16 protein-coding genes and 2 pseudogenes are annotated in these 21,105 nt (G+C 37.5%); 10 read left to right on the forward strand and 8 right to left on the reverse strand.

The window, feature by feature from the left end; all coding sequences use genetic code 11:
- Nucleotide 1: 1 nt before the first annotated feature.
- Entirely contained in the window at nucleotides 2-1,099 is a 1,098-nt protein-coding gene (locus QI031_RS30945) for a glycosyltransferase family 1 protein (RefSeq protein WP_281486412.1), read from the reverse strand.
- Between the two features lie 343 nt (nucleotides 1,100-1,442).
- Here QI031_RS30945 and QI031_RS30950 point away from each other — a divergent pair, with 343 nt between their 5' ends.
- The 4 genes from QI031_RS30950 to QI031_RS30965 are packed head-to-tail and all read left to right on the forward strand — an operon-like array spanning nucleotide 1,443 to nucleotide 5,896.
- Complete coding sequence (locus QI031_RS30950) at nucleotides 1,443-2,591, forward strand: glycosyltransferase family 4 protein (protein WP_281486413.1); 1,149 nt, start codon at nucleotides 1,443-1,445, stop codon at nucleotides 2,589-2,591.
- 6 nt (nucleotides 2,592-2,597) lie between these two features.
- Nucleotides 2,598-3,518: an FkbM family methyltransferase gene (locus QI031_RS30955; protein WP_281486414.1), complete on the forward strand. Its 921-nt coding sequence runs from the start codon at nucleotides 2,598-2,600 to the stop codon at nucleotides 3,516-3,518.
- Between the two features lie 41 nt (nucleotides 3,519-3,559).
- The gene (locus QI031_RS30960; protein WP_281486415.1) at nucleotides 3,560-4,705 is read left to right on the forward strand and encodes a glycosyltransferase; all 1,146 of its coding nucleotides are present in this window, start codon (nucleotides 3,560-3,562) and stop codon (nucleotides 4,703-4,705) included.
- Nucleotides 4,706-4,711: 6 nt separating this feature from the next.
- Entirely contained in the window at nucleotides 4,712-5,896 is a 1,185-nt protein-coding gene (locus QI031_RS30965) for a glycosyltransferase family 4 protein (RefSeq protein ID WP_281486416.1), read from the forward strand.
- Here the strand turns inward: QI031_RS30965 and QI031_RS30970 are convergent.
- Complete coding sequence (locus QI031_RS30970; protein ID WP_281486417.1) at nucleotides 5,882-7,018, reverse strand: acyltransferase family protein; 1,137 nt, start codon at nucleotides 7,016-7,018, stop codon at nucleotides 5,882-5,884. The genes QI031_RS30965 and QI031_RS30970 overlap by 15 nt on opposite strands.
- A 279-nt stretch (nucleotides 7,019-7,297) precedes the next feature.
- Nucleotides 7,298-9,385 carry a GumC family protein gene (locus tag QI031_RS30975; RefSeq protein ID WP_281486188.1) on the reverse strand — a complete coding sequence of 696 codons (2,088 nt, stop codon included), beginning with the start codon at nucleotides 9,383-9,385 and terminating at the stop codon, nucleotides 7,298-7,300.
- Nucleotides 9,386-9,998: 613 nt separating this feature from the next.
- Here QI031_RS30975 and QI031_RS30980 point away from each other — a divergent pair.
- Together QI031_RS30980 and QI031_RS30985 are read left to right on the forward strand one after the other, a co-directional pair.
- The gene (locus QI031_RS30980) at nucleotides 9,999-10,607 is read left to right on the forward strand and encodes a hypothetical protein (protein WP_281486189.1); all 609 of its coding nucleotides are present in this window, start codon (nucleotides 9,999-10,001) and stop codon (nucleotides 10,605-10,607) included.
- A gap of 666 nt (nucleotides 10,608-11,273) precedes the next feature.
- Nucleotides 11,274-11,849, forward strand: coding sequence for a hypothetical protein (locus QI031_RS30985; RefSeq protein ID WP_281486190.1), 576 nt, complete (start codon nucleotides 11,274-11,276; stop codon nucleotides 11,847-11,849).
- Here QI031_RS30985 and QI031_RS30990 read toward each other — a convergent pair.
- Nucleotides 11,838-12,038 carry a hypothetical protein gene (locus QI031_RS30990; RefSeq protein WP_281486191.1) on the reverse strand — a complete coding sequence of 67 codons (201 nt, stop codon included), beginning with the start codon at nucleotides 12,036-12,038 and terminating at the stop codon, nucleotides 11,838-11,840. The two genes, QI031_RS30985 and QI031_RS30990, sit on opposite strands and share 12 nt — an antisense overlap.
- Before the next feature lie 371 nt (nucleotides 12,039-12,409).
- Between QI031_RS30990 and QI031_RS30995 the strand changes: the two genes are divergently transcribed.
- From QI031_RS30995 to QI031_RS31005, 3 genes are all read left to right on the forward strand, one after another.
- Nucleotides 12,410-13,777: an IS4 family transposase gene (locus QI031_RS30995; RefSeq protein ID WP_281486192.1), complete on the forward strand. Its 1,368-nt coding sequence runs from the start codon at nucleotides 12,410-12,412 to the stop codon at nucleotides 13,775-13,777.
- Between the two features lie 183 nt (nucleotides 13,778-13,960).
- Nucleotides 13,961-14,125, forward strand: coding sequence for a hypothetical protein (locus tag QI031_RS31000; RefSeq protein WP_281486193.1), 165 nt, complete (start codon nucleotides 13,961-13,963; stop codon nucleotides 14,123-14,125).
- Nucleotides 14,115-14,324: a hypothetical protein gene (locus tag QI031_RS31005; RefSeq protein WP_281486194.1), complete on the forward strand. Its 210-nt coding sequence runs from the start codon at nucleotides 14,115-14,117 to the stop codon at nucleotides 14,322-14,324. Before QI031_RS31000 ends, QI031_RS31005 begins: the two co-directional genes overlap by 11 nt.
- A gap of 58 nt (nucleotides 14,325-14,382) precedes the next feature.
- Here QI031_RS31005 and hpsJ-A read toward each other — a convergent pair whose 3' ends face one another.
- Together hpsJ-A and QI031_RS31015 are read right to left on the reverse strand one after the other, a co-directional pair.
- Entirely contained in the window at nucleotides 14,383-14,934 is a 552-nt protein-coding gene (hpsJ-A, locus tag QI031_RS31010; RefSeq protein WP_281486195.1) for an HpsJ-like protein, cyanoexosortase A-associated, read from the reverse strand.
- 304 nt (nucleotides 14,935-15,238) lie between these two features.
- Nucleotides 15,239-16,470: pseudogene (locus QI031_RS31015) on the reverse strand (ISAzo13 family transposase).
- 345 nt (nucleotides 16,471-16,815) lie between these two features.
- Here QI031_RS31015 and QI031_RS31020 point away from each other — a divergent pair.
- Nucleotides 16,816-17,635, forward strand: a pseudogene (locus QI031_RS31020) (transposase).
- Between the two features lie 640 nt (nucleotides 17,636-18,275).
- On the opposite strand, the gene QI031_RS31025 reads toward QI031_RS31020, so the two are convergent.
- Nucleotides 18,276-18,887, reverse strand: a complete 612-nt coding sequence (locus tag QI031_RS31025) for a hypothetical protein (protein ID WP_281486196.1) — start codon at nucleotides 18,885-18,887, stop codon at nucleotides 18,276-18,278.
- Between the two features lie 1,000 nt (nucleotides 18,888-19,887).
- Nucleotides 19,888-20,499 (reverse strand): hypothetical protein, encoded by a 612-nt coding sequence (locus QI031_RS31030; protein ID WP_281486197.1) that lies wholly within the window; start codon nucleotides 20,497-20,499, stop codon nucleotides 19,888-19,890.
- Nucleotides 20,500-21,105 lie beyond the last annotated feature (606 nt).

Below are 21,105 nucleotides of genomic sequence, written 5' to 3' on the forward strand. Positions count from 1 at the left end.
CTCATTTTATTAAACAATTAATAAAAGTATGAGCTTGCATCGATAATTGATGATTTTGATACCAAGAGTAAGCGTTGTCTGCAACTATCTGCCCTGCTGACAAATTCATCTTGTACTGGTACTTGTCTCCTAGCCAGTAGTGTTTTCCTGCTTGCAAACCATCTACATTTTGTCCTTTATACCATGTGCCTATAGGCAGCAATCTGTGAGCGCAGTAAGCTGCAAAAACTCCTGATTTTGCCAAAAATTCAATAGGGTAGTTTAAAAAACCTGTCACCGAGTTTGCTAGTAGATTGCTTACTTCTTCAGCAGACTTAACTCCTAAACAGATGACAGGGATATTATTCACTGGCTTAATTTCAAAATTGAGAGGAGTACCAATATCTAGAATTGTCTCAATTTCTAACTCTAGACAAGTACGCTGTAACGCTAATTGTGATTGCTGATAAACACGTGATCGCATTCCAGCACCACCAAAAATTATCAATTGTCGAGGACGTTCTGATAAAGAAATTAAATTCTTTGGCTCACCAACATTGGAAAAAACAGGTAAAGTCGGAACTTGATGATGTTTTCCTTGACTTAATTTCGTGAGAATTTCAGCATAACCTTGTTTATTAGTAAGACAGCGATCGCTCAAACAAACCAAACGTGTAGCTAGATTTCTTTGCAGTGGTGATGTCCAAAATTGACTCGTCCAAATAGAACCAAAGGCATAGATTTCGTGAAACATCGTTACCAAATGCCGAGAAGTTCCAGCTTTTCGCCAACGCTCTAAACCTTCCACCAACCAAACTGGACAGCCTCGTTTTGCATAACCGTAACCTACATAATGTAACAAAACAGTAGTTCTTGAGTGCTGGTCTTTAGGTAGTAACTTTAACAAAGCTGCACTAGAATGTTCCGCTACCTGCTTAACTGTAAATCCCCTGATTAAAGGATCGCCAGACCAATTAGAATCACCAACAACAAAATCAGTCAGCAAGCCAAAGTATTGACGCACTTGTTCAGCTAAATTCAACCCATAGTCTCCTAAGCCATCAATAGCAGGGGGTAAACGAGGAACAATTGCGATGATGCTATCAATAATAGGTTTCATTTTAATAATACTTAGTCAGATCAATCAGATTAGCTACCATGCTACAGCAGTCAACATTTTGTACTTTAATTCGTCATACTGATAGTGTCATCAGTAAAAATATGGCTGAGTTAATATATCAACAGATCAAGTTGAAAAAGACAGAATATTAGGATACACAAGCTCTTCACCCGACTTTATCGAATCCTAATTAGTCAAAAACATCATTATTTTCCGCATTTCTCTACAAAATATCAGTGAAAATGCTACTTTCAGTAAATTTTTGGGAAACCTACAAGTACGGCTACTGAAATTTGTCAGTTAATTAGAAATAGGAATATATACGTAAGCGAGAATTTGATGTATGCCTAATACTCGAAAACTTCTCTCTATTGGTCACTCTTATGTGGTTAAATTAAACCGCCGATTGGTCAATGAAATAGCCCGTTTGGGACAAAGAGAATGGGAAGTAACTGCGGTTGCGCCTTCATTTATGCACGGAGATTTACGATCCATGCATTTAGAAGCTGACCTCAACGAAATCTGTAGGCTACAAGCACTACCAGTATATTTCAGTAAACCTGCTCACATTTTGACTTATGATTGGCGACTCAAAAAGATCATGCAGCAAGGTTGGAATTTAGTTCATTGTTGGGAGGAACCTTACATTGTTGCTGGTGGACAGATTGCCTGGTGGACACCAAAAAACACTCCACTTGTTTACTCTAGCTTTCAAAACAAATCTAAGCGATATCCACCCCCATTTAACTGGATTGAGCAGTATGCTATGAACCGCGCAACTGGATGGATTACTGGTGGACAAACTGTTGTGGAAACTTTAAAACATCGGCAAGGATATTCACTTCCGATGCGACTCATCCCGTTCGGTGTAGATATTGACCATTTCTATCCTTGTGTTAATGCTAAACACCAAATCCGCCGCTTTCTAAGTTGGGAAGAACAAGGAACACCAGTTATCGGCTTTCTGGGACGCTTTGTTTCTGAAAAAGGATTAGATTTACTGATGCGGGTTCTAGATAGTTTACAAACTCCTTGGCGAGCTTTGTTTGTTGGTAATGGCTCAATGGAATCATCTCTACGAACGTGGGCGAAACGTTATCCCGAACAAGTACGGATTTGCACAGATGTCAAACATAGTGAAGTTCCCCAATATCTCAACGCTATGGATATACTTGTCGCCCCCAGTCAAACTGTACCAAATTGGCGAGAACAATTTGGGCGGATGCTGATTGAGGCCTTTGCTTGTGGTATTCCTGTGATTGGTAGTGATAGCGGGGAAATTCCTTATGTTATTCAAGATGCGGGTTTGGTTGTGAGCGAGAAAGATGAGTCAGGTTGGGTTGCAGCTATTTCAGACTTGCTTAACAGTCCATCTCGACGACAAGAACTTGCTCAAAAAGGTTTAGAGCGATCGCATACACTCTATGCTTGGCCATTTGTTGCTAAACAACATTTGCAATTTTTTAACGACCTTTTAGACAATAAAAATTAAGTAGTTATGAAAGTAGCTTTACGTAATTCACTTGCTTACTTTTTGCGTTCTTTACCTTACTTTCGAGGTAAATATAGATTAAGTACAGCCTTAGTACCTTTAATGACAAACTATCAAATTGACGAAGATTGCTTAGTACAAATTAAAATGCAAGACGATAGCATTATACATCTTGATTTACGTAGCATTTTAGAGCAAAAAGTCTTTTTTTCAGGAGAATACGACAGTGGAATTATGCAAATGCTATCTAGTATTTTATACCCAGGAATAGTAATATTTGATGTTGGTGCAAATATTGGACTTTACTCTATATCTTTAGGTAAAAAACTCAAACAAATAGATGGCAACTCTCAAATATGGGCTTTTGAGCCAGTATCATCTAATTTTAATCGTCTAGCTAATCTAGTTAAAGTTAATCAATTAACAAATATAGTTTATCCAGTGAATACTGCTTTGGGAAACCAAGAGGAAACAATACAACTTTGTATGGTAGATGAAAAAAATAATTCATCTACTGGTAATGCTTTTTTGCTTAAGGAAAGTCTTATAAATCAACACAAACCTACTTGTTCATCGCCTATTACTAAGTTAGATAATTTAGTCGAAAAATATAATATTTCCAAGTGCGACATTATTAAAGTAGATATTGAAGGTGCTGAAATGGATTTTGTTTTAGGAGGAATGAACTTTCTCAAAAAGAGTAGACCAATTATTTATGGTGAGTTCAATCCATATTGGGTAAAACATTTTGGTTATTCATTTGTAGACGTAGCAGAGTTAATAATCCCTTTAAAATATAAATTGTATCAACAAGTAGGACGCAGAAATTTTGTTGAGATAAAGGAAATCAAAGCGGATATTTCAGATGTTCTAATGGTTCCTACAGAAAAATTGCCTCATATACTATCCAAATTAAATATACTCTAATAATTTATTGACTTTGGCAATTACTATGCAGCATCAATAAAATGTCTCAACTGCGTCTTGCAATTATTTGTGACTATATCGAAGAAAACTGGTATAGCATGGATCTCTGTTCTCAGATGCTACTCAAATACCTGAAAGCTGAACACATTGCATCTATCCAAGCTATGGAAGTTCGACCAAGATTTAACGGGCGTTTTCAAAAAATTCCCCGACTTTGCAAAAAGCGCTTTGCCTACAATAGCGATCGCCTAATTAATCGATTTTGGGACTATCCTCAATATCTTAGACAGCGATTAGCAGACTTTGATTTATATCACGTTACTGACCACAGCTATGCCCATTTAGTTCATGTTTTGCCCCCAGAACGCACGGGTGTATATTGTCATGATATTGATGCCTTTCGCTCCTTGCTAGAGCCAGCACAAGAACCTCGACCTAGATGGTATCAAGCCATGTCTCAAAGAATTTTGCGTGGTTTACAATCATGCGCCGTTGTATTTTATTCCACCGCAGAGGTAAAGAGACAAATTGAGCATTATCAATTAGTGGAGCGATCGCGCTTAGTTTATGCTCCTTTAGGTATCGCTCCAGAGTTTAGTACGACTCCTGAAAAAGCTAGTATTGCTGATCAACAAATACTAGCACAAATAGGTAAAGCGCCTTTTTTGCTTCACGTCGGTAGTTGCATTCCTCGCAAGCGCATTGATATTCTTTTACAAGTTTTTGCCCAATTACAAGCTATTTACCCCCAGTTGAGGCTTGTCAAAGTTAGTGGCGAGTGGACATCAACTCAACAACAACAAATTGCTCAGTTGAATATTAAAAACTCAATAATTCACCTACAAAATTTACAGCGTACAACCATAGCAGCACTTTACCGACAAGCATCGGCAATATTATTAACCAGTGAAGCAGAGGGCTTTGGTTTACCAATTTTTGAAGCCCTTGCCTGTGGAGCGATCGCAGTTGTTAGCGATATTCCTGTATTGCGTGAGGTAGGACAACAAGCAGTGGTTTACTGTCCAACTGCGGATGTTTCAGCTTGGGTAAATACGGTAGAACAGCTATTACTAAACCCCACTAGCGCCCCAGATATCAATCTTCGCTTGAGTCAGGCTCAAAAATATTCTTGGTCTACTCACACCCAGATTATTGCTCAATCTTATTCAGAATTAATCAGTGATTAAGACTATATGAAAATAGTATTTGTTAATCCAGTGGGAGTAATTGGCGGTGCAGAAAGAGTTTTGTTAAATATGTTGACTACTTTAAATGCACAGTCAAACATCCAACTTCACTTAATTGTAGGTACAGATGGAGCATTAATAGAGGAGGCTAAAAAGTTAGGCGTAGAGGTGACATTACTAAAATTGCCAGAAGAATTTAATCAATTGGGTGATAGTGCCTTTAAAGGTCGTAAAGCGATCGCAATATCAATATTGCTATTACAACTAGTTAAAATTTTACCCAGTATACAGAAATATCTCAGAGAATTTCAGCAATCGCTACGTGAACTGAATCCAGATTTAATTCACTCTAACGGTATTAAAACTCATTTACTAACTTCATTAGTTCGAGTCAAAGGTATACCCGTTGTTTGGCACATTCATGATTTTTATAGCTCACGACCATTAATAGCACAAGCTTTAAAATGGTTGAGCGATCGCGCCACTCTCGGAATTGCTATTTCTCAAGCTGTTGCTAAAGATGCTACAAGTTTACTACCCCGCTTACCCATAGAGGTAGTTTACAACATGATCGATGTCAATTACTTTTCCCCTGCTCCTTTATCTTTACATCTTCCTTTGCGGGTAGGACTAGTAGCTACTTTTGCTCGTTGGAAAGGTCATGATATTTTTTTAAAAGCAATAGCTAACATTGTGCGATCGCGTCCTGATTTAAAGGTTCGTTTTTATATCGTCGGTGGAGCGATTTATCAAACTCGTGGTTCTCAATTTTCTGAGCAAGAGTTAAAAAATCAAGCTTCAGATCTTGGGATTGCAGATAAAGTTGACTTTCTAGGTTTCCAGCAAGATATAGCAGAGATTTACCGTTGGTTAGATATAGTAGTTCATGCCAGTACCCAACCAGAACCATTTGGATTAGCAATAATAGAAGCTATGGCTTGTGGTAAACCAGTCATAGTATCCCAAGCAGGTGGAGCAGCCGAGCTATTTACTCACAATTATGATGCAATTGGTGTATCTCCAGGAGAACCAATTGCTCTGGCAGCAGCTATTTTAGACTTGCTCGAAAATACCGAAAAGCGCCAAGCAATATCACAAAAAGCGAGGTATACAGCCACCGAACGTTTCAGTAATGAGGATTTAGCTCAAAAAATTATGGCAGTATACAACTTTGTTTTAAATAGCAAGTAAAAATCTGGCAGCAGTTTTATTTAGAGAAATTAAATGTGTAATTATTAGACTAATAAAAAATATTATCATAGAAAATATAATTAGCGTCAATGGTGATAACTCAAAAGCCCAAATTTTTGGATATAATTTAACCATAATTGGCAGAAAGCCAGCAGTTATCAAAGCATGTGATAGATAGATTCCAAAACTAAAATAACCCAGTTTATTCGCAATTGAGCTAATTAATGTATTCTGAGAAATTAACCTAGATATTAAAATAGCATAAATAAACAACATATATGGTAAAAGTAAGTATAGTAAATGTATTTTAGATAGAAGAATTAAACCAATAAATAGGGGTACAAAAAGCCACAAAAGCAATTTAATTGACAAATTTTTTGGGTCAACAAGCATATACTTATAAAGTATCTTTTGAGACTGATGTTTATTAATAATAATACTGAATATTATGTATGGTATACACTTGATTGACCAAGATAAAATAACAAGTATCAATCTCATAAACTGAAATAGCCATAAATTGGTAAATGATGATGTATCAATTATCTGTTTGAATGCAATTCCTTTTCCTAATACAAAATCATTTCCAGTCGTAGACATCAAATCAAAAATATAAATACTTAGCAAAAAACAAAAGATAAGTAAGAAATAGTTTTGAATATTTTTTAAAATTTTTGTGGTTAGAATTACAGCTAAACTACCACATAATAACATTGGTAGAAAATATAATTGGACTCCAGATGCACCGAAAAATATAATGTTGATTGGATCAGCAACTAATCTATGGAAAGATTCTTGATTGCCTATTAATGAACCAATAAATCTCGCTAACAAATAAATTATTGTCCAAGCAAGGTAAGGAAATATAATTCTTTTAGTGCGATTGTTTAGATATGCTTTTGTATTTTTCGATAAAAGCAAATTACTACTAAAGTAAAAAGAGGTTATCAAAAAAAAAGGAACGCAAAAAATAACAAAAAAATTAGAAAGAGCTAGAGCTTCTTCATCTCTAGGTATTTCTCCAAGTCCATGAATAACAACTACCCCAAAAGCAGCTATACCTCTAAAAAGATCAATTCCTAATAGTCTTTTGTTCTGAATGCCAGCATTTTGTAAGAGCATAAGTAACTATTGTTCATCATCGTATTAAATCTATATGCATGAGATAAAAAAGAGACAGAGAATAGGGAACTCTTCAGATTATTAAATCTAAATTGAGAACTTTTCACGGAGTATTAAATTTGTTGCATGAATCAAAAGCCCTCACCCTAAATACCTCTTTCGGCTTTGGAGAAGGGACTTTAAGATTGGCTCGCCTTCTTCCAAAACTGAGAGAATAGATTGTAGAATGAGGGCATACAAGAGGTTGGTTATGGAATTGAAAACTGCTGTAATTCACATTTAAACTTTACTCATTGCGTAACCAGAATATTGCTGATTAGCTTTAATCCCATTAATTGCTATACCCAAAACATTTTGGTGAGCTTTCGCCAATAGTTCTTTAGAAAGAGAAATATTATCAGTATCAGCTACTCCTGGACGAACTACAAACAAAATTCCATTCGCCAGTTTGCCCAAAATAGTTGCATCAGCAGCTACCGTTAAAGGTGGAGTATCAATAATTACGAAATCATATTTTTGTGCGACTTGTCCGACAAATACAGCCATTTGGCTGGAATCAAGCAGTGCAGCAGGGTTGTTATTTAATTCACCAGCAGTTAAAACTTCCAGGTTGGGTACAACTTCAGTAACAGCTTCTTCCAAATCAGACTGGTTTCTCAAAACGTGACTTAACCCCACCTCATTTGAGATTTTCCAGATTTTGTATTGACTAGGATTACGTAAATCTGCATCTACTAACAAAACCTTACGTCCAAGTTGAGACATAGAAACAGCTAAGTTAGCAGCAATTGTCGATTTACCTTCTTTAGGTACAGCGCTCGATACCACAGTAACTTTGATTGGTTGCTCTGAATTAAAAACTCTTAGGTTAGTTTGCAGCATCCTAAAAGCTTCGCTGACAGGAGAATTAGGTTTATCTTTAACGATTAATTCTGGGATAAGATTCCCATTATTGAACGGCGGAATATAACCAAGTAAAGTGTACCCCAATAAATCTTTAGCCGATTGAGTAGTTTTGACAGTTTTATCAAATTTTTCCAAGACAAAAGCAGTGGCTGCACCCAGCACAAGACCACCAATTAGCCCTTGCAATAAGTTTATATATTGACGGCTTTTAATTGGTACTCCTGGAATTAATGCAGGTGTCACAACCAAAGCATTACTTACCTGTAGATTTTCTGCCACTTGCAGTTCTTGATATCGAGCTAGAAGGTTTTGATAGCTGGTATCAGTTGCGCTTATTTCACGCTCTAGCTGGCGTTGCTGCAATTCTAGCTGTGGCAAGGTATTAGCTCTTTGTCTGTAAGATACAATGACTTGACTTAAAGCTTTCAACCGCACTTGTAAACTAAGACGTTCCGCCTCAACGCTAGCATAGTTCCCTAAGATTCCCTGTTGCAGACCTTGACCTCTAAGCTGCACAATGTTTTCAGGATTTTTGCTTTGATTTAAACGTCCTGCGCTACCTATAAAACTTTGTTCTATGCGCCTTTTTAGTTCTTTTTTGAGAACAACTTCTTGTTCTTTGAGGTTAATGACTGTAGGGTGAGTATCTGTCAAACGTAGCCTCATAAGTTCAAGTTTTTGTTGGGCATCTTGCAACTGTCCGAGAACTAAAGTAGTTGATGGAGACTCACCTACAAAACCAGCAACTACAGCCTCCTGGGAACTCACACCAAATAGTTGCTTAATTGATTCCATCCGTGCGGTTTGAGAGGCTAAATCTGATCTAGTTGCAGCCATTTGTCTGTCTAAATCAGTAAGAATTGCAATGCTCGATGCTGCTTCTGCTTTCAGGTCTAAAACTCTGTTCTGTTGTTTAAAAACTTGCAACCTTTGTTCAGCTTCTTGTAATGCAGCTTTCCTCAGCGGTAGCTGTTGAGCAATAAAGTCTCTGGCTGACCTAGTTTGAGCGCGGTTGGCATTGATATCATTTTCTATATAGACCTTCATTAAGGTATTGACAATTGAAGCAGCCTTTCTGGGGTCTGTATCTACATAAGAAAGTTCTAGAATATCAGTATTTTCTAGATTTTTTACTTTTAGCTCGTTTAAGAATGCAAAAGGGTTGATATTCAAGTGGAGAGCGTTGATAGTCCTTTCGGCTATGGGCAAAGAACGCAGAACTGCAACTTCAGTTCCCATAGGTCTACCACTTACCGAACTCTCTAACTGTCCTAATTGGTTGCCGACTCCAGTAAGCGAAGAAGTAGAGTTCTTTTTTAAGACTAGTTGGCTGGTTGCTTGATAAACTGGCGTTTCTATTACAGTTTTAACTATAGCTAATGTCAAAAGTAGCCCAAAAACTATAGAAGCAGGCAACCATCGACGCTTTAGAATCGCCCAATATTGCAAATGTTCTTCCATATCTTTTGCTAGTTACTAGCTTGAATAGTGTTTTGCTTTATCCAATACATGAATATTTTGTAAAGTTCGTAGTGAGGACTTTAGTCCTCAAAAGTATGAGGGCTGAGAGGATGTCTCAAAAGTATACACGAGGTATAAATTTCTGATTTTGAGCGTCATGAAGTAGAACGTAGTATCCCACATAGGAGAGAAGAATCACTCCGTATCCGGCGCAAGTGACAGCATGACATTTTTGGCTTTTTAGACATCCTCTAAAGTCTTCACTATGAAATCTTTACTATTTGGCATTGGAAGTAGGACAATCCTATACGAAAAATAAATAATCAGACCTAGTAAAAATACTGAAATGACTCAGAATAAATCCGCTTGTGAATGATTTTTAGAGTCTATATTACTTACGTATGTGTTGTGTATAAAAAGTATTGACACGTATATATTTTATGGCTAGAATGTACAAAATTCGATAAGAACTAAATACACACGCAAATTAGTAGCTACAAAAACTGAAAACATCTATTTTTAAAGAAAAATTAGGCTCACTACTACTGCTCTTTTATGTGCTGTCTTGGTCTGATTGTTTTTAGTTTTTAAGTAATAAGAGGTAGAATTTTCTATGAAACTTTTTCAGATTTCAGTATTAGTTAGTGTTGCAACTGTTACGAGTATTCTTGCTACAACATCTCCATCTCAAGCTCTATCAAAGACTTTTAATCTGAACTTAGTATTACAATCTGGTACTGGCTCTGCAACAGGAACAGCGACTTTTGACGATAGTTTGTTAACACCTAACCAGTACATAGCTAGTACGAGTAGTACGGCAGGATTAGATGGATTTCAAATCAATTTTACAGGTTTATTATCTACACCTAGTGCTACAACCTTTACATTATCTGATTTGACTGGGTGGATATTGACCACGAATTCTAGTAGTCAAATAACTGACCTTAACTTTTTTATGAATTCTCCAAAAACAAACGCAAATGGTCTTTCAATACAAGGGGTTAGTCCCTTCACTTTGAACGTATATCAAGGCAACTCCAGTGGTTCAGCAATTGCCCAATTTGGCATTAACCCTACAGAAGCAGTTCCCTTCGACATACCTGGAGGTGCTACAATTCCGGCAGTGGGTGGGCTACTAGCTTTGGGATTGATGAGAAAAGCCAGAAAGAGCATAGCATCAAGTACCCGCGTCTCTCATCCCATCAGCGAGATGGTTAGTTAGGTTAAATTTTGCCACCGCTCAATTTGCTGTCATCATTGCAATTAAAACAGGTCAGCTTTGGCGTTGCATATTTGCAGAATAATTTAATTGATTTTATGGGATGGGTGTTTTGCTCGTCCTTTAATTTTTAAGTAGACAAGATACTTATCCAGTTGGCATTTAAACTACATCTATTTTAAGGAACGTAGGCGCAGCCTTCTTGAAGGGTAAACCAACATTATCAACCGTTCGTTGGGTAAAACGATCGCTCCATCCAACCTACCATTCTTATCCTATAAGTATTGAGTGCGATTGTTTTGTTCCTCTCTATGAAACACTGGGCGATCGCAATCCCATATTACATCTAATTACATCTGCCTACTTCAAGTCTAGAATACTTACGTAGTTGTTTATGTATACAAAATTGACAATAATCTATTTTCTGGCTAGGATGTACCAAATTCAATGTATAACCAAGTACACACGCGAATTGGTAGCCATAAAAGCTGAAAACATTTGTTCTTAGAAAAAAATTAGGCTGACTGCTACTGCTCTTTTCTGTGCTGTCTTAGTCTGATTGTTTTTAGTTTTCAATTACAGGTCATCTTGATTTTGCTGTTTTTCAGTTTATGTTCTTTTCTTTGACAACAGCAGAACAATCTTAATTCGTTTTATTGGAGAACTTTGATGAAGCTATTTCGTATTCTTCCATTAATTTTTAGTAGTGTTTCTGCTAGTATCCTTGCCAGTACATCCCCAGCCCACGCTATCACATGGAACTTTTCTATTAGTGGTAGTGGTGGTAACTATACTGGAACATTTGATACCACTGGAAATACTGGATCACAAAAATACACTAACCTAAGCTTTACAAATGTTGGTTCAGGGATAGTATACACACAAGATCCTAATGACACGTATAGAACCATCCAATTTAATGCTCCGAATATTTTCACCGCAGGCACGCAACTAAGAGGGGTAAACTCTGCGTTCTTGAATACTTCCAATTACGGACGGAATTTTGGAAACTTTCAAACAGGGACAACTTCAGGTACAGGTTATCAAGTATTTATTAGTAGTGTTGAGTATTATACTAATCCAAGCTCATCAGTGTCTAGTCTAGGTTCTGGAACTATGTCTTATTCTACGGCAGCAGTTCCTTTTGACATGCCTGGAGGTTCAACAATACCCGTATTAGGCGGGCTATTAGCTTTGGGCTTGATGAGAAAAGTCAGAAAGAGCATAGCATCCCTAGTTGTCTAATTGGTATGAAAGAGCTTGAGATTCAAGGATAGTAAGAATTTCTGTATGTTCATTGACCAAAGCTTGTATTGCACTAATTGGGTCATGATGAAGGCGATATTTGCGTTGGCGAGGAGCTTCTGCAAAAGCTAATCTACGACGTTGAACTTTATACTCCGTTATAAATATTTGCTGGATTGATTTGCTCAAGTAACTGTTTTTCACTTTCAGCCAGAAAAAGAACTTGATATTGACCTTGCATCACGTAATTCGGCAGTTGATTTGCGCCCACTAATCCGCCGCTGGTGACGACGCAAATGGCTAAACATAGCTTCCATTTTGAGATTATCTGGTGGCAAGCCAGGGATGTCATAGGAATGGCACTAAGAAAAGCTCTAAGCTATGCGGAGTAGAAGCTACAGCTTGAATGCCCACTCGCGTAGTCATGGCATGAGTCAGGCGATCGCTTCCTCCAAGATGATGTATAGTTGCCCCAACAATTTTTGAAGGTAGAAAAAGCTTACTCGTCCGTGAAATACTGTGTTTGAGACGAATAAGCTAAAACCAAAATTATTACTACTGTGACATTACGAGTACAAATTCTCAAGGACAAATTTAGTCAGAGTTTAGGGCTACCTTTTAAAGAACTATTGCCGGAATCAGCAATAAAACTTGCAATATCCGAGCTAAAAATTAAATATAAAAAGCGGTTATTTGACCCGTTAATAACTTTATGGGCATTTTTATCGCAAGTACTAGATACTGATAAAACTTGCCACAATGCTGTAAGTAAAATAATTGCACATTTGGCAGAATCAGAGTTAGAAATTCCATCAACTGATACGAGTGGTTACTGCCAAGCTAGGGCGAGACTCCCAGAAAAATTATTGGAGAAACTCTTCAATTATTCAGCACAAAATCTAGAAGAGAAAGTGACAGAAGAAAACTTATGGTGTGGTCGGAATGTGAAAGTGATAGATGGTTCGACTGTCTCCATGCCAGACACTGTAGAGAATCAAAAACAATACCCTCAACCTAGTAGTCAACAAACCGGATGTGGATTCCCAATTGCCAAAATTGGGGTGATATTCAGTTTAGCTACAGGAGCCGCTATTGCTTTATGTATCGATGTTCTGAACACCCATGATATTAAATTAGCAAGGAGATTGTACAGTTTTCTCAAACCAAATGATGTGCTTTTAGGGGATAGAGCGTTTTGCGCTTATGCTGATCTGTTTGCTATTAAACAACTTGATTGTGATGCTATATTTCGTAAGCATTCATCTCGCACAACTACTATGCGAAAAGGTAAAATTATTGGAGATTGTGACAAATTAGTTACTTGGTATAAGCCTAAAAGTTGTCCAAAAGGTTTGAGTAAAGATGAATTTGATGCTCTACCTAAAAATATAACTGTGCGAGAGATTTATTATTACATTGTTATTCCTGGTTTTCGCACAGGGCGAGTTAGCTTAATTACTACTCTTTTAGATAAAGCAACTTATTCTACTCTGGATATTGTTGGACTTTACGGTAAACGGTGGGATGTTAAACTAGATTTAAGACATTTAAAAACTACTTTGGGTATGGATATTTTACGATGTAAATCTCCTTCCATGATCCGCAAAGAAATTCATGTTTATTTACTGGCTTACAATTTAATTCGGAGCTTAATGTGGTCGGCTGGGATTACTCACAATACTCCTCCAAATCGTTTATCGCTTCAAGGTACTCGACATCATTTACTGAATTTTATTCCTAAATTGGAAACTGCTCACTCTCAAAAACGCATCCGACTTTATCGTAGTTTGCTGAAAATTATTGTTCACAAGGTTGTCCCCGACCGTCCTGCACGCACCGAACCACGAGTCACCAAACGCCGCCCCAAAGCTTATCCCAGATTGACCAAACCCCGGCATGAATTACGCAAACAATTACAAACTGCTTAATTAATAAGCATTTCGGCTTTTCTTAGTGCCATTCGGATGTCATAGCAGTGCGATAAATTAGTATCGTGGCACAAAGCAGGTCATGAACGAGTATTCAGGTTTGAACAGTTGGATAGCAATCGTTAACCAAAAGCTACCACACCTAAGTCGGCCACAAGGGAAAGTTTTGGCAATGTGGATGGAATGCGCTCTTGGATTGAATGCGGTTTCAAGGATACTAAACGTGGTGGACTACACTGGCATTTGACCAAAATCACTGACACCAAACGTGCCGAACGACATTGGTTAGCCATCGCTGTGGCTACTTTCTGGCTGGTCGGTGTTGGCAATGAGGCTGATGCTACATAGTAATAGTAGTTATGATGACTTGCCACCAACTCACATAGCACGTACTCAGCCACCAGCTAAAAAACCAACACGTTTTTTAAGTTGTTTTCGACGTGGTTTTATTCAGATTATTGTTGCCTTGTTACTCGCTCAACCTTTGCCTGTTGCTAGCTTCTTCCCTGAATCTTGGAGAAGTCCCACTGCTTTCTCATCTGCTTAAACAAAAAACCTACCCTTGAAAGCCCTGCCCTCTGCTCCTTTTCCTAATAACTGACTTTTCACCCAACATTCTTTTCAATAATCCTTGTCCAGCGAGTCAATCTCCATAGGATAATGAAGCAAACACCTGATATGATTGCGCCTAAATTAATTCTGACAGCAGTTTTAATTAGGTTTTTAATTTGCTCTCGCTTGGCTACATTCGCCGTGCTTACAGCATTTTGAGCAGATGTTTGAATTTGCTGATATATTTTATTCTTCAAATCTTGAGGAGATTTGCTAGCTGCGATTTCATTTTGCAGGTTTAAGCTATTGGCGATGTTAGTTAATTCTTGCTGAGAATTAACTGTTTTAAGTTTTTCGGTTACTTTTTGTAGTTGCTCTTGTTGTTGTGCTTGTTGATTAGTAAATTGATTATTAATATTTTTATAGAGGGTCAGGCTGTTATTAATTCCTAAAGGCAACATTAATAGATAAACTATACCGATTGGCAAAGCAACCCAAGAGAAAAATTTTAGAATAGATAGTTGTTTAGGTTTAATAATGCTGCTTTGGCTATACAAAAATATAAACATCAATCCCAGTAAAATAGACCATACATGATCTACCATTTGTCTGATCGCTTGAAATTCCCAGTTGGGATCTGTTAAGCGGGGGGGATAAGAATACCAAGGTAGTCAATCACGGAAAATATAATTAATGGGACTTCCAAAGAATAAATTATTCCAAGAAAAACAAGAGATAGGTTTTCTCAAGAATGATAATTATTTTAAGGGGGAGAAAAGGGGTTGCCGAGAGCAACCCCTTTTCTCCCCCTCATCTATGCATGAAGAATCTATACACTTGTCGTCTGCTTTGAAGTTAAACAGTGTAAATAAGGGATGTTTTGTAGCTAAATAAATGCTGTTATTAAAATCAAATAACTTTTGTTTTATTACAATAAATATCAATAAACCAATTACCTAAATTTGGGAAGACTTCATGAGTAGAATCGGTTAGCCGCTCAATCTGTTTTTCAATTTGAGCCATAGCTTTTTTTGTAAGTTTTACCCCATTCTCATAAGTTTCGTGTACTAGCTTAACTACTGGATGAGAACCTTTCCATTTCATAGTACTAGCAAACTTTAAAGCTGTCTCAACTTCATCTAAAATGCTGCCATTCCAATGATTCTCTAGTATTGCCAATGTCCTTTCTATCGGATTATATTTACTATGATAAGGTGGATAGTAAGCTAAACGTATATTTACTTGATGTTTGTGGGCAAACTCTACTATACGTTTCATAAATTGGGTACGCCGTGAACTATTCTGCGGCCCATTATCTTGATTGAGAAGTAGGGTTTGAATATCAGAAAAACGATGCTTTTCTGATAACCAAAAATCTTCTAAAATATCAACAATAAAATCGCTTGTAACTTTCGATTCCGTAAAGTATAAAAATAATTCATCAAACTCTGGAAGGAATATACCATAAGGAGTTACAGTTGTTTTTGGATTATAATCATGGTCATCAGCTTTCGCTCCATCCCTGCTTTTACCCCCGCGATCAAATGAGCCAATCTTAACGCGAGCTTTTGCATCCATGCTTAGACGTAAAATACTTTTATCTTCCGAAGCATCAATATTAACTAGGTCTAATTGCTCAAAGATGGCATCAGTTTGTGGGATTTTTTTTGAGGTTGAACTTTCTTTACCCTTCTGAGCTTATAACCTAAATTATTTAATTTGACTTGAATTGTTTCTGATGTATGTAAATTTTCATCACTATAACCATATTTTTCAATTAATTGCTTTCTGACTTCGGCTGTACTGAGTCTGCTATATAGTCTTTGACTTTTAAAACTAGGATCAGTCTGACTTTGCGAATCTACTATATTTTTTATATCTTCTAAAAGATTTGGCAAATGTTCTTCTGCTTTATAACGTCCTTTGCCACTCGTGTTATCAACGCAAGTAATACCACTTTCTAATTCTCTCATTCCTTTCCTAATAGTATCTCGATTCCATCCTAATTCTGATTATGTAAGTCTTTGCCCTCCTAAACCTAAGCCCTGAACTGTCGAAGCCATAAATTTACGTTTTGCTGCACCTTTTAATTGAGATGCAGTTTCAATCAACAACTTTTTGAGAGAATCAGTTAATACTATAGCCACCAGTTACCACACTCAAAAACAAACATCATTATTCAAATTACTACAAAAGGGGAATGAAGGGGCTGCTGTCGGCAGCCCCTTCATTCCCCCCTTTAAAATGATTATCATTCTTGTTAATGGAATAGTTTATTTTCTGGAAGTCTCTAACCCTCTTCTGTCACTCTCCGAAAACATTTGCCATTTCTGGTTTCTAGAGCTATTGTATAGCAAGCGATCGCGCAATTATTTTCTAATAACAAATACCAATACCGTTGCCAAAATAAGAGCATGAAGAGGTAGGGCGTTTCGTAGTAGAGTTATTGTCTCTCACAACGACAACTCGAAAGCTACAATCAGCCCATGCCAGACATTTTATCACTACTACAATGCTTGCTACCGCAGATAAACGCAACAACAATGCGGCAGTTGAACCAAATAATCTTGGCGATGTTAGCAATGAACGGCCGAGTCACTATGTTAGGAATATCACGTTGGGCTCTTATTGGTGGCAGTTATCGGACAATATTGAGGTTTTTTGGGACAGTAATACCTTGGGCGACGTTATTGTGGCTATTTTTTCGCAAGCATTTGTTTCGTGAAAATGAAGTATATTTGCTTGCAGGAGATGAAGTTGTAGTCAGCAAGTCAGGTAAACAGACTTATGGGCTGGATAGATTTTTTTCTAGCCTCGTCAGCAAACCTATATTAGGGCTATTTTTTTTACATTATCATTAGTAAGCGTTGAGCGAAGACACTTGTTTCCGATTCAAATGTTAGTAGTCATGTAATTTTATTTTCTAGCGACTTAAACCTATCATTTGACAAAATAATAGATTACTACAAACTCCGCTTCCAAATCGAGTTTAACTTCCGTGATGCCAAGCAATTTTGGGGGTTGGAAGATTTTATGAATCTGAGCCAAACTGCTGTGACTAATGCAGCCAATTTAGCATTTTTTATGGTCAATTTATCCCATCATCTTCTATCTGATTTTCGTCAACACAATCCTGATTCTGGCATTATTGACCTTAAGGCTCATTATCGTGGCTTTCGATATGTACATGAAATCTTAAAAATGCTTCCTCAAATCCCTGAGCCTATTTTATTGAATCAGATTTTTGCCAAGCTTACTTCTTTGGGACGTATTCATGCCGTTTCTACAGGCTTCAAAGCCTCGTAAATTGGCAACGGTATTTAAATACAAGACCAATTTTTTTCTAATAGTATAGCTTGTATTGATTGCCTCATCAGGCTTCTAGCGATCGCCATCCCGGAAAGTGACAGAAGAGGGCTAAGCAGGGTATAGCCAAGAAACCGCAATAAGCCGAATGATCGCTTTTCAATAATTTCTGTGATTTCAACTGGCGTTTTAAATAGTTTCTCGTGTTTTTTAGTCTTCATTACATTACGAGTTACAACAAAGTTTGTTAAGGTAGGGTGCGTTACCTTCTTAACGCACTCTCTTGATTTGATATTTGCACTTAGAAAGATATTTGGATAAATGCACTAAAATAGGTTGAGTTGTTTACCAGGTAAAGAAAAGGGCAAATCAGGAGATGAAAAAATTTATCCTAGCTACAGCATAATCTTGATTCCCGCTCGGCTTTTTTAGAGTTAGGTAACTCTCTGGATGATTGTGCCAAACGCTATAAGGGCTTTTGTAAGCGATACAAGTCACCCAAAAAGAAACAACAAAAATGCAGTTGGGGGAGTCGATTGTTGACAGATTTGGGCATCAGTAATAGCAGCACACCGTCCAAGAGGACAAAAGCCTCACCCCAACAGTTAAAACGGTAAATCAGGAAGTAGAAAAATTTGTTCTAGCTAACCGTTGCTGTGACAGGGTTGGCGAGGTGAGTTTTTGATGCTACGCTCTTTCTAGCCTTTCTCATTACGCCAAGAGCAAATAGTCCTCCCAATGACGGAATTGTTGCTCCTCCAGGGATCTCCAAGGGAACCGCAGCGCTAGCAGCAGAGTAGGTTACGCCAGTAAAACCACTGAAACCTGAGGAAACACAATCAGCAGCACCACAATTTCCAAAAAAGTTAAAGCCGTTATATGAAGAACTATTTGCAGGGTTTAGCATTAGTAGACGCGCCGTAGAGTCATTACTATATACTAAGAAATGAGCATTAGTTATTACCCCCCCTGCGACTGTGAAAGAATTCTCCCGAGTATAAGCTGTGTTTTGGGATAGCCCTAAGAAGTTAACTCCCAGCCAGTAGGGAGTCTGAAGAGCTGTAGAATTAGTTGATGTCACGATTACCTGTGACGCACTACTCGTAGCATTATCCGACAATCCATAGATAGTACCCGAAGCTGTCTTCGAGCCACTTGATATAGTGAAATTGAAATTCAGTGCATTAGCAGGTGATGTACTGGCAAGAATAGCAGCACCAACAACTAATGAAAAAATATGAGATAGCTTCATCAAAGTTCTCCGATAAAACGAATTGAAATATACCTGCTGTTGTAGAAGGAAAGAACATAAACTTGATTTCAGCAAAGTCAAGATTATGCACACTCAAGCTAAGGGGAGATGCTTATCTGCGTTTTGCTATATCGTTGCGGCTTGTTGTGGAACACTCAGAGGCCTTTAACACATAGAAAAAACAAGAAAACTGGCACCACGCAACGCAAAAAATAACTAACAATGATGCCTAATAAACAACCAATTCTGACTGTATTGGCTGTATAAACTGCGCAATCCTTGTTTCATTACTTACCATGATATTTCTACCTCTCCCGTATCTGTCAATAGATAGACAATAAATTTTACCTTAAAACTTTTACGTACGTAGATATCGCAAAAAACATCCCTGATTTTCTAAGTGCGAATAAAGAAATAAAGTATTTACACGCAAAGCTATGTAAAGTAGTCATTTGGCATTTAGTATTTACACTAGAAACCCTAGAACTATAACTCAATAAGCCAGCTTTTACGAAAAAATCACACTGATTATGATTAATATTTTGTATAAAATATACCAGTAATTACAACATAAGAATTATGTTGTAGAAACAAACGATCTTCATACCCCAAGAGCAGGGCGATCTTAGGCGATCGCTTGCTTCGCACCGAGCAGTAGCTCATCCACAAAAAAAGCGATCGCAGATTAAATCTAACTATGAGGGCGATCGCTTCTCATAACTCCTGCGTCAAGATCATCTCTGCAAAAAAACATTGCTGATTATGTCTTTGCTTTTCAATACACAAGGTTGGGTTGAACGAAGTGAAACCCAACAAAACCCCTCCTAAAAAGAAACCACAAAAATGCAGTTGGGGGAGTCGATTGTTGACAGATTTGGGCATCAGTAATAGTAGCAAACCGTCCAAGAGGACAAAAGCTTCACCCCAACAGTTATCTCTGCCTTTAGTCGTGGAGTGCCGGGTATCAAAAACGGCAAATCAGGAGGTGGAAAAATTTATCCTAGCTAATCGTTGCTGCTACAGAGTTGGCGAGGCGGGTTTTTAATGCTATGTTCTTTCTAGCTTTTCTCATTGCGCCAAGGGCTAGTAGTGCGCCGAATGCGGGAACTGTTGCACCACCGGGGATATCAAAGGGAACAGTTACATCACCAGCTTGATAGTTTCCAACCAAGGTTCCTCCAGCATCCAAATTGACATTACCACCAGTTCCCAACTGCACTACATTAAAATACCCACCTGATGCAGCCACAGTTCCTATGGAGCTGAAAGGAGTTGCACCATCAATATGAAAATACCCACCAGTTGTACCATTCCAACCATTAGTCACATAATCTATCGCATTGTAATTATTAGCCCAACCAGCAGATAAATGACTATTAGCATCAGTAAAAGTGAATGACTGTGCAGTAGCAACTTTAGTAAAAGTTATATTGATATTAGAATAACTACCATTGCTACTGTCATAATCAAAACTACCTGAACCCGTATATTGCCCGTTTGAGTAAGTAAAATTATTCAAAGTCCATTGAATAGCATGAGCTGGTGATGTATTGACAAGCATACCAGCAGCAACACTACTAACAACTAATAAAAGAATACGAGATAGCTTCATCAAAGTTCTCCAATAAAACGAATTGAAATATACCTGCTGTTGTAGAAGGAAAAAACATAAACTTGAACACAACAGAGTCAAGATTATGCACACTCAAGAATTACGGAAGATGCTTATCTGTGTTTTGCTATATCGTTGCGGCTTGTTGTGGAACACTCAGCGGCCTTTAACACATAGAAAAAAACAAGAAAACTGGCACCACGCAACGCAAAAAAATAACTAACTATGATGCCTGATAAACAACCAATCCTGACTGTATTGGCTGTATAAACAAAACAGCGCAATCCTTGTTTCATTACTTACCATGATATTTCCCCCTCTCCCGTATCTGTCAATGGGTAGATGATAAGTTTTTACTTTTTTTTGTTTACGTACGTAGATATCTCAAAAAACATCCCTGATTTTCTAGGTGCGAATAGAGAAATAAAGTATTTACACCCAAACCTATGTAAATTATTCATAAGGCATCTAGTATTTACACTAGAAACCATAAAGATTGAACTCAATAAGCCAGCTTTTCCGAAAAAATCACGCTGATTATGATTAATAATTGGTGTAAAATATACCAGTAATTACAACATAAGAATTATCTAAACACATTAATCG

Origin of the sequence: Halotia branconii CENA392, from assembly GCF_029953635.1 — a bacterium.
Classification (GTDB): Bacteria; Cyanobacteriota; Cyanobacteriia; order Cyanobacteriales; family Nostocaceae; genus Halotia; species Halotia branconii.

What these genes read in the sequence shown, in the direction of transcription:
- QI031_RS30945 (WP_281486412.1), bottom strand. Translation starts at nt 1,099, where the DNA reads ATGAAACCTATTATTGATAGCATCATCGCAATTGTTCCTCGTTTACCC.
- QI031_RS30950 (WP_281486413.1), top strand. Translation starts at nt 1,443, where the DNA reads ATGCCTAATACTCGAAAACTTCTCTCTATTGGTCACTCTTATGTGGTT.
- QI031_RS30955 (WP_281486414.1), top strand. Translation starts at nt 2,598, where the DNA reads ATGAAAGTAGCTTTACGTAATTCACTTGCTTACTTTTTGCGTTCTTTA.
- QI031_RS30960 (WP_281486415.1), top strand. Translation starts at nt 3,560, where the DNA reads ATGTCTCAACTGCGTCTTGCAATTATTTGTGACTATATCGAAGAAAAC.
- QI031_RS30965 (WP_281486416.1), top strand. Translation starts at nt 4,712, where the DNA reads ATGAAAATAGTATTTGTTAATCCAGTGGGAGTAATTGGCGGTGCAGAA.
- QI031_RS30970 (WP_281486417.1), bottom strand. Translation starts at nt 7,018, where the DNA reads ATGCTCTTACAAAATGCTGGCATTCAGAACAAAAGACTATTAGGAATT.
- QI031_RS30975 (WP_281486188.1), bottom strand. Translation starts at nt 9,385, where the DNA reads ATGGAAGAACATTTGCAATATTGGGCGATTCTAAAGCGTCGATGGTTG.
- QI031_RS30980 (WP_281486189.1), top strand. Translation starts at nt 9,999, where the DNA reads ATGAAACTTTTTCAGATTTCAGTATTAGTTAGTGTTGCAACTGTTACG.
- QI031_RS30985 (WP_281486190.1), top strand. Translation starts at nt 11,274, where the DNA reads ATGAAGCTATTTCGTATTCTTCCATTAATTTTTAGTAGTGTTTCTGCT.
- QI031_RS31000 (WP_281486193.1), top strand. Translation starts at nt 13,961, where the DNA reads ATGCGCTCTTGGATTGAATGCGGTTTCAAGGATACTAAACGTGGTGGA.
- QI031_RS31005 (WP_281486194.1), top strand. Translation starts at nt 14,115, where the DNA reads ATGCTACATAGTAATAGTAGTTATGATGACTTGCCACCAACTCACATA.
- hpsJ-A (WP_281486195.1), bottom strand. Translation starts at nt 14,934, where the DNA reads ATGGTAGATCATGTATGGTCTATTTTACTGGGATTGATGTTTATATTT.
- QI031_RS31025 (WP_281486196.1), bottom strand. Translation starts at nt 18,887, where the DNA reads ATGAAGCTATCTCATATTTTTTCATTAGTTGTTGGTGCTGCTATTCTT.
- QI031_RS31030 (WP_281486197.1), bottom strand. Translation starts at nt 20,499, where the DNA reads ATGAAGCTATCTCGTATTCTTTTATTAGTTGTTAGTAGTGTTGCTGCT.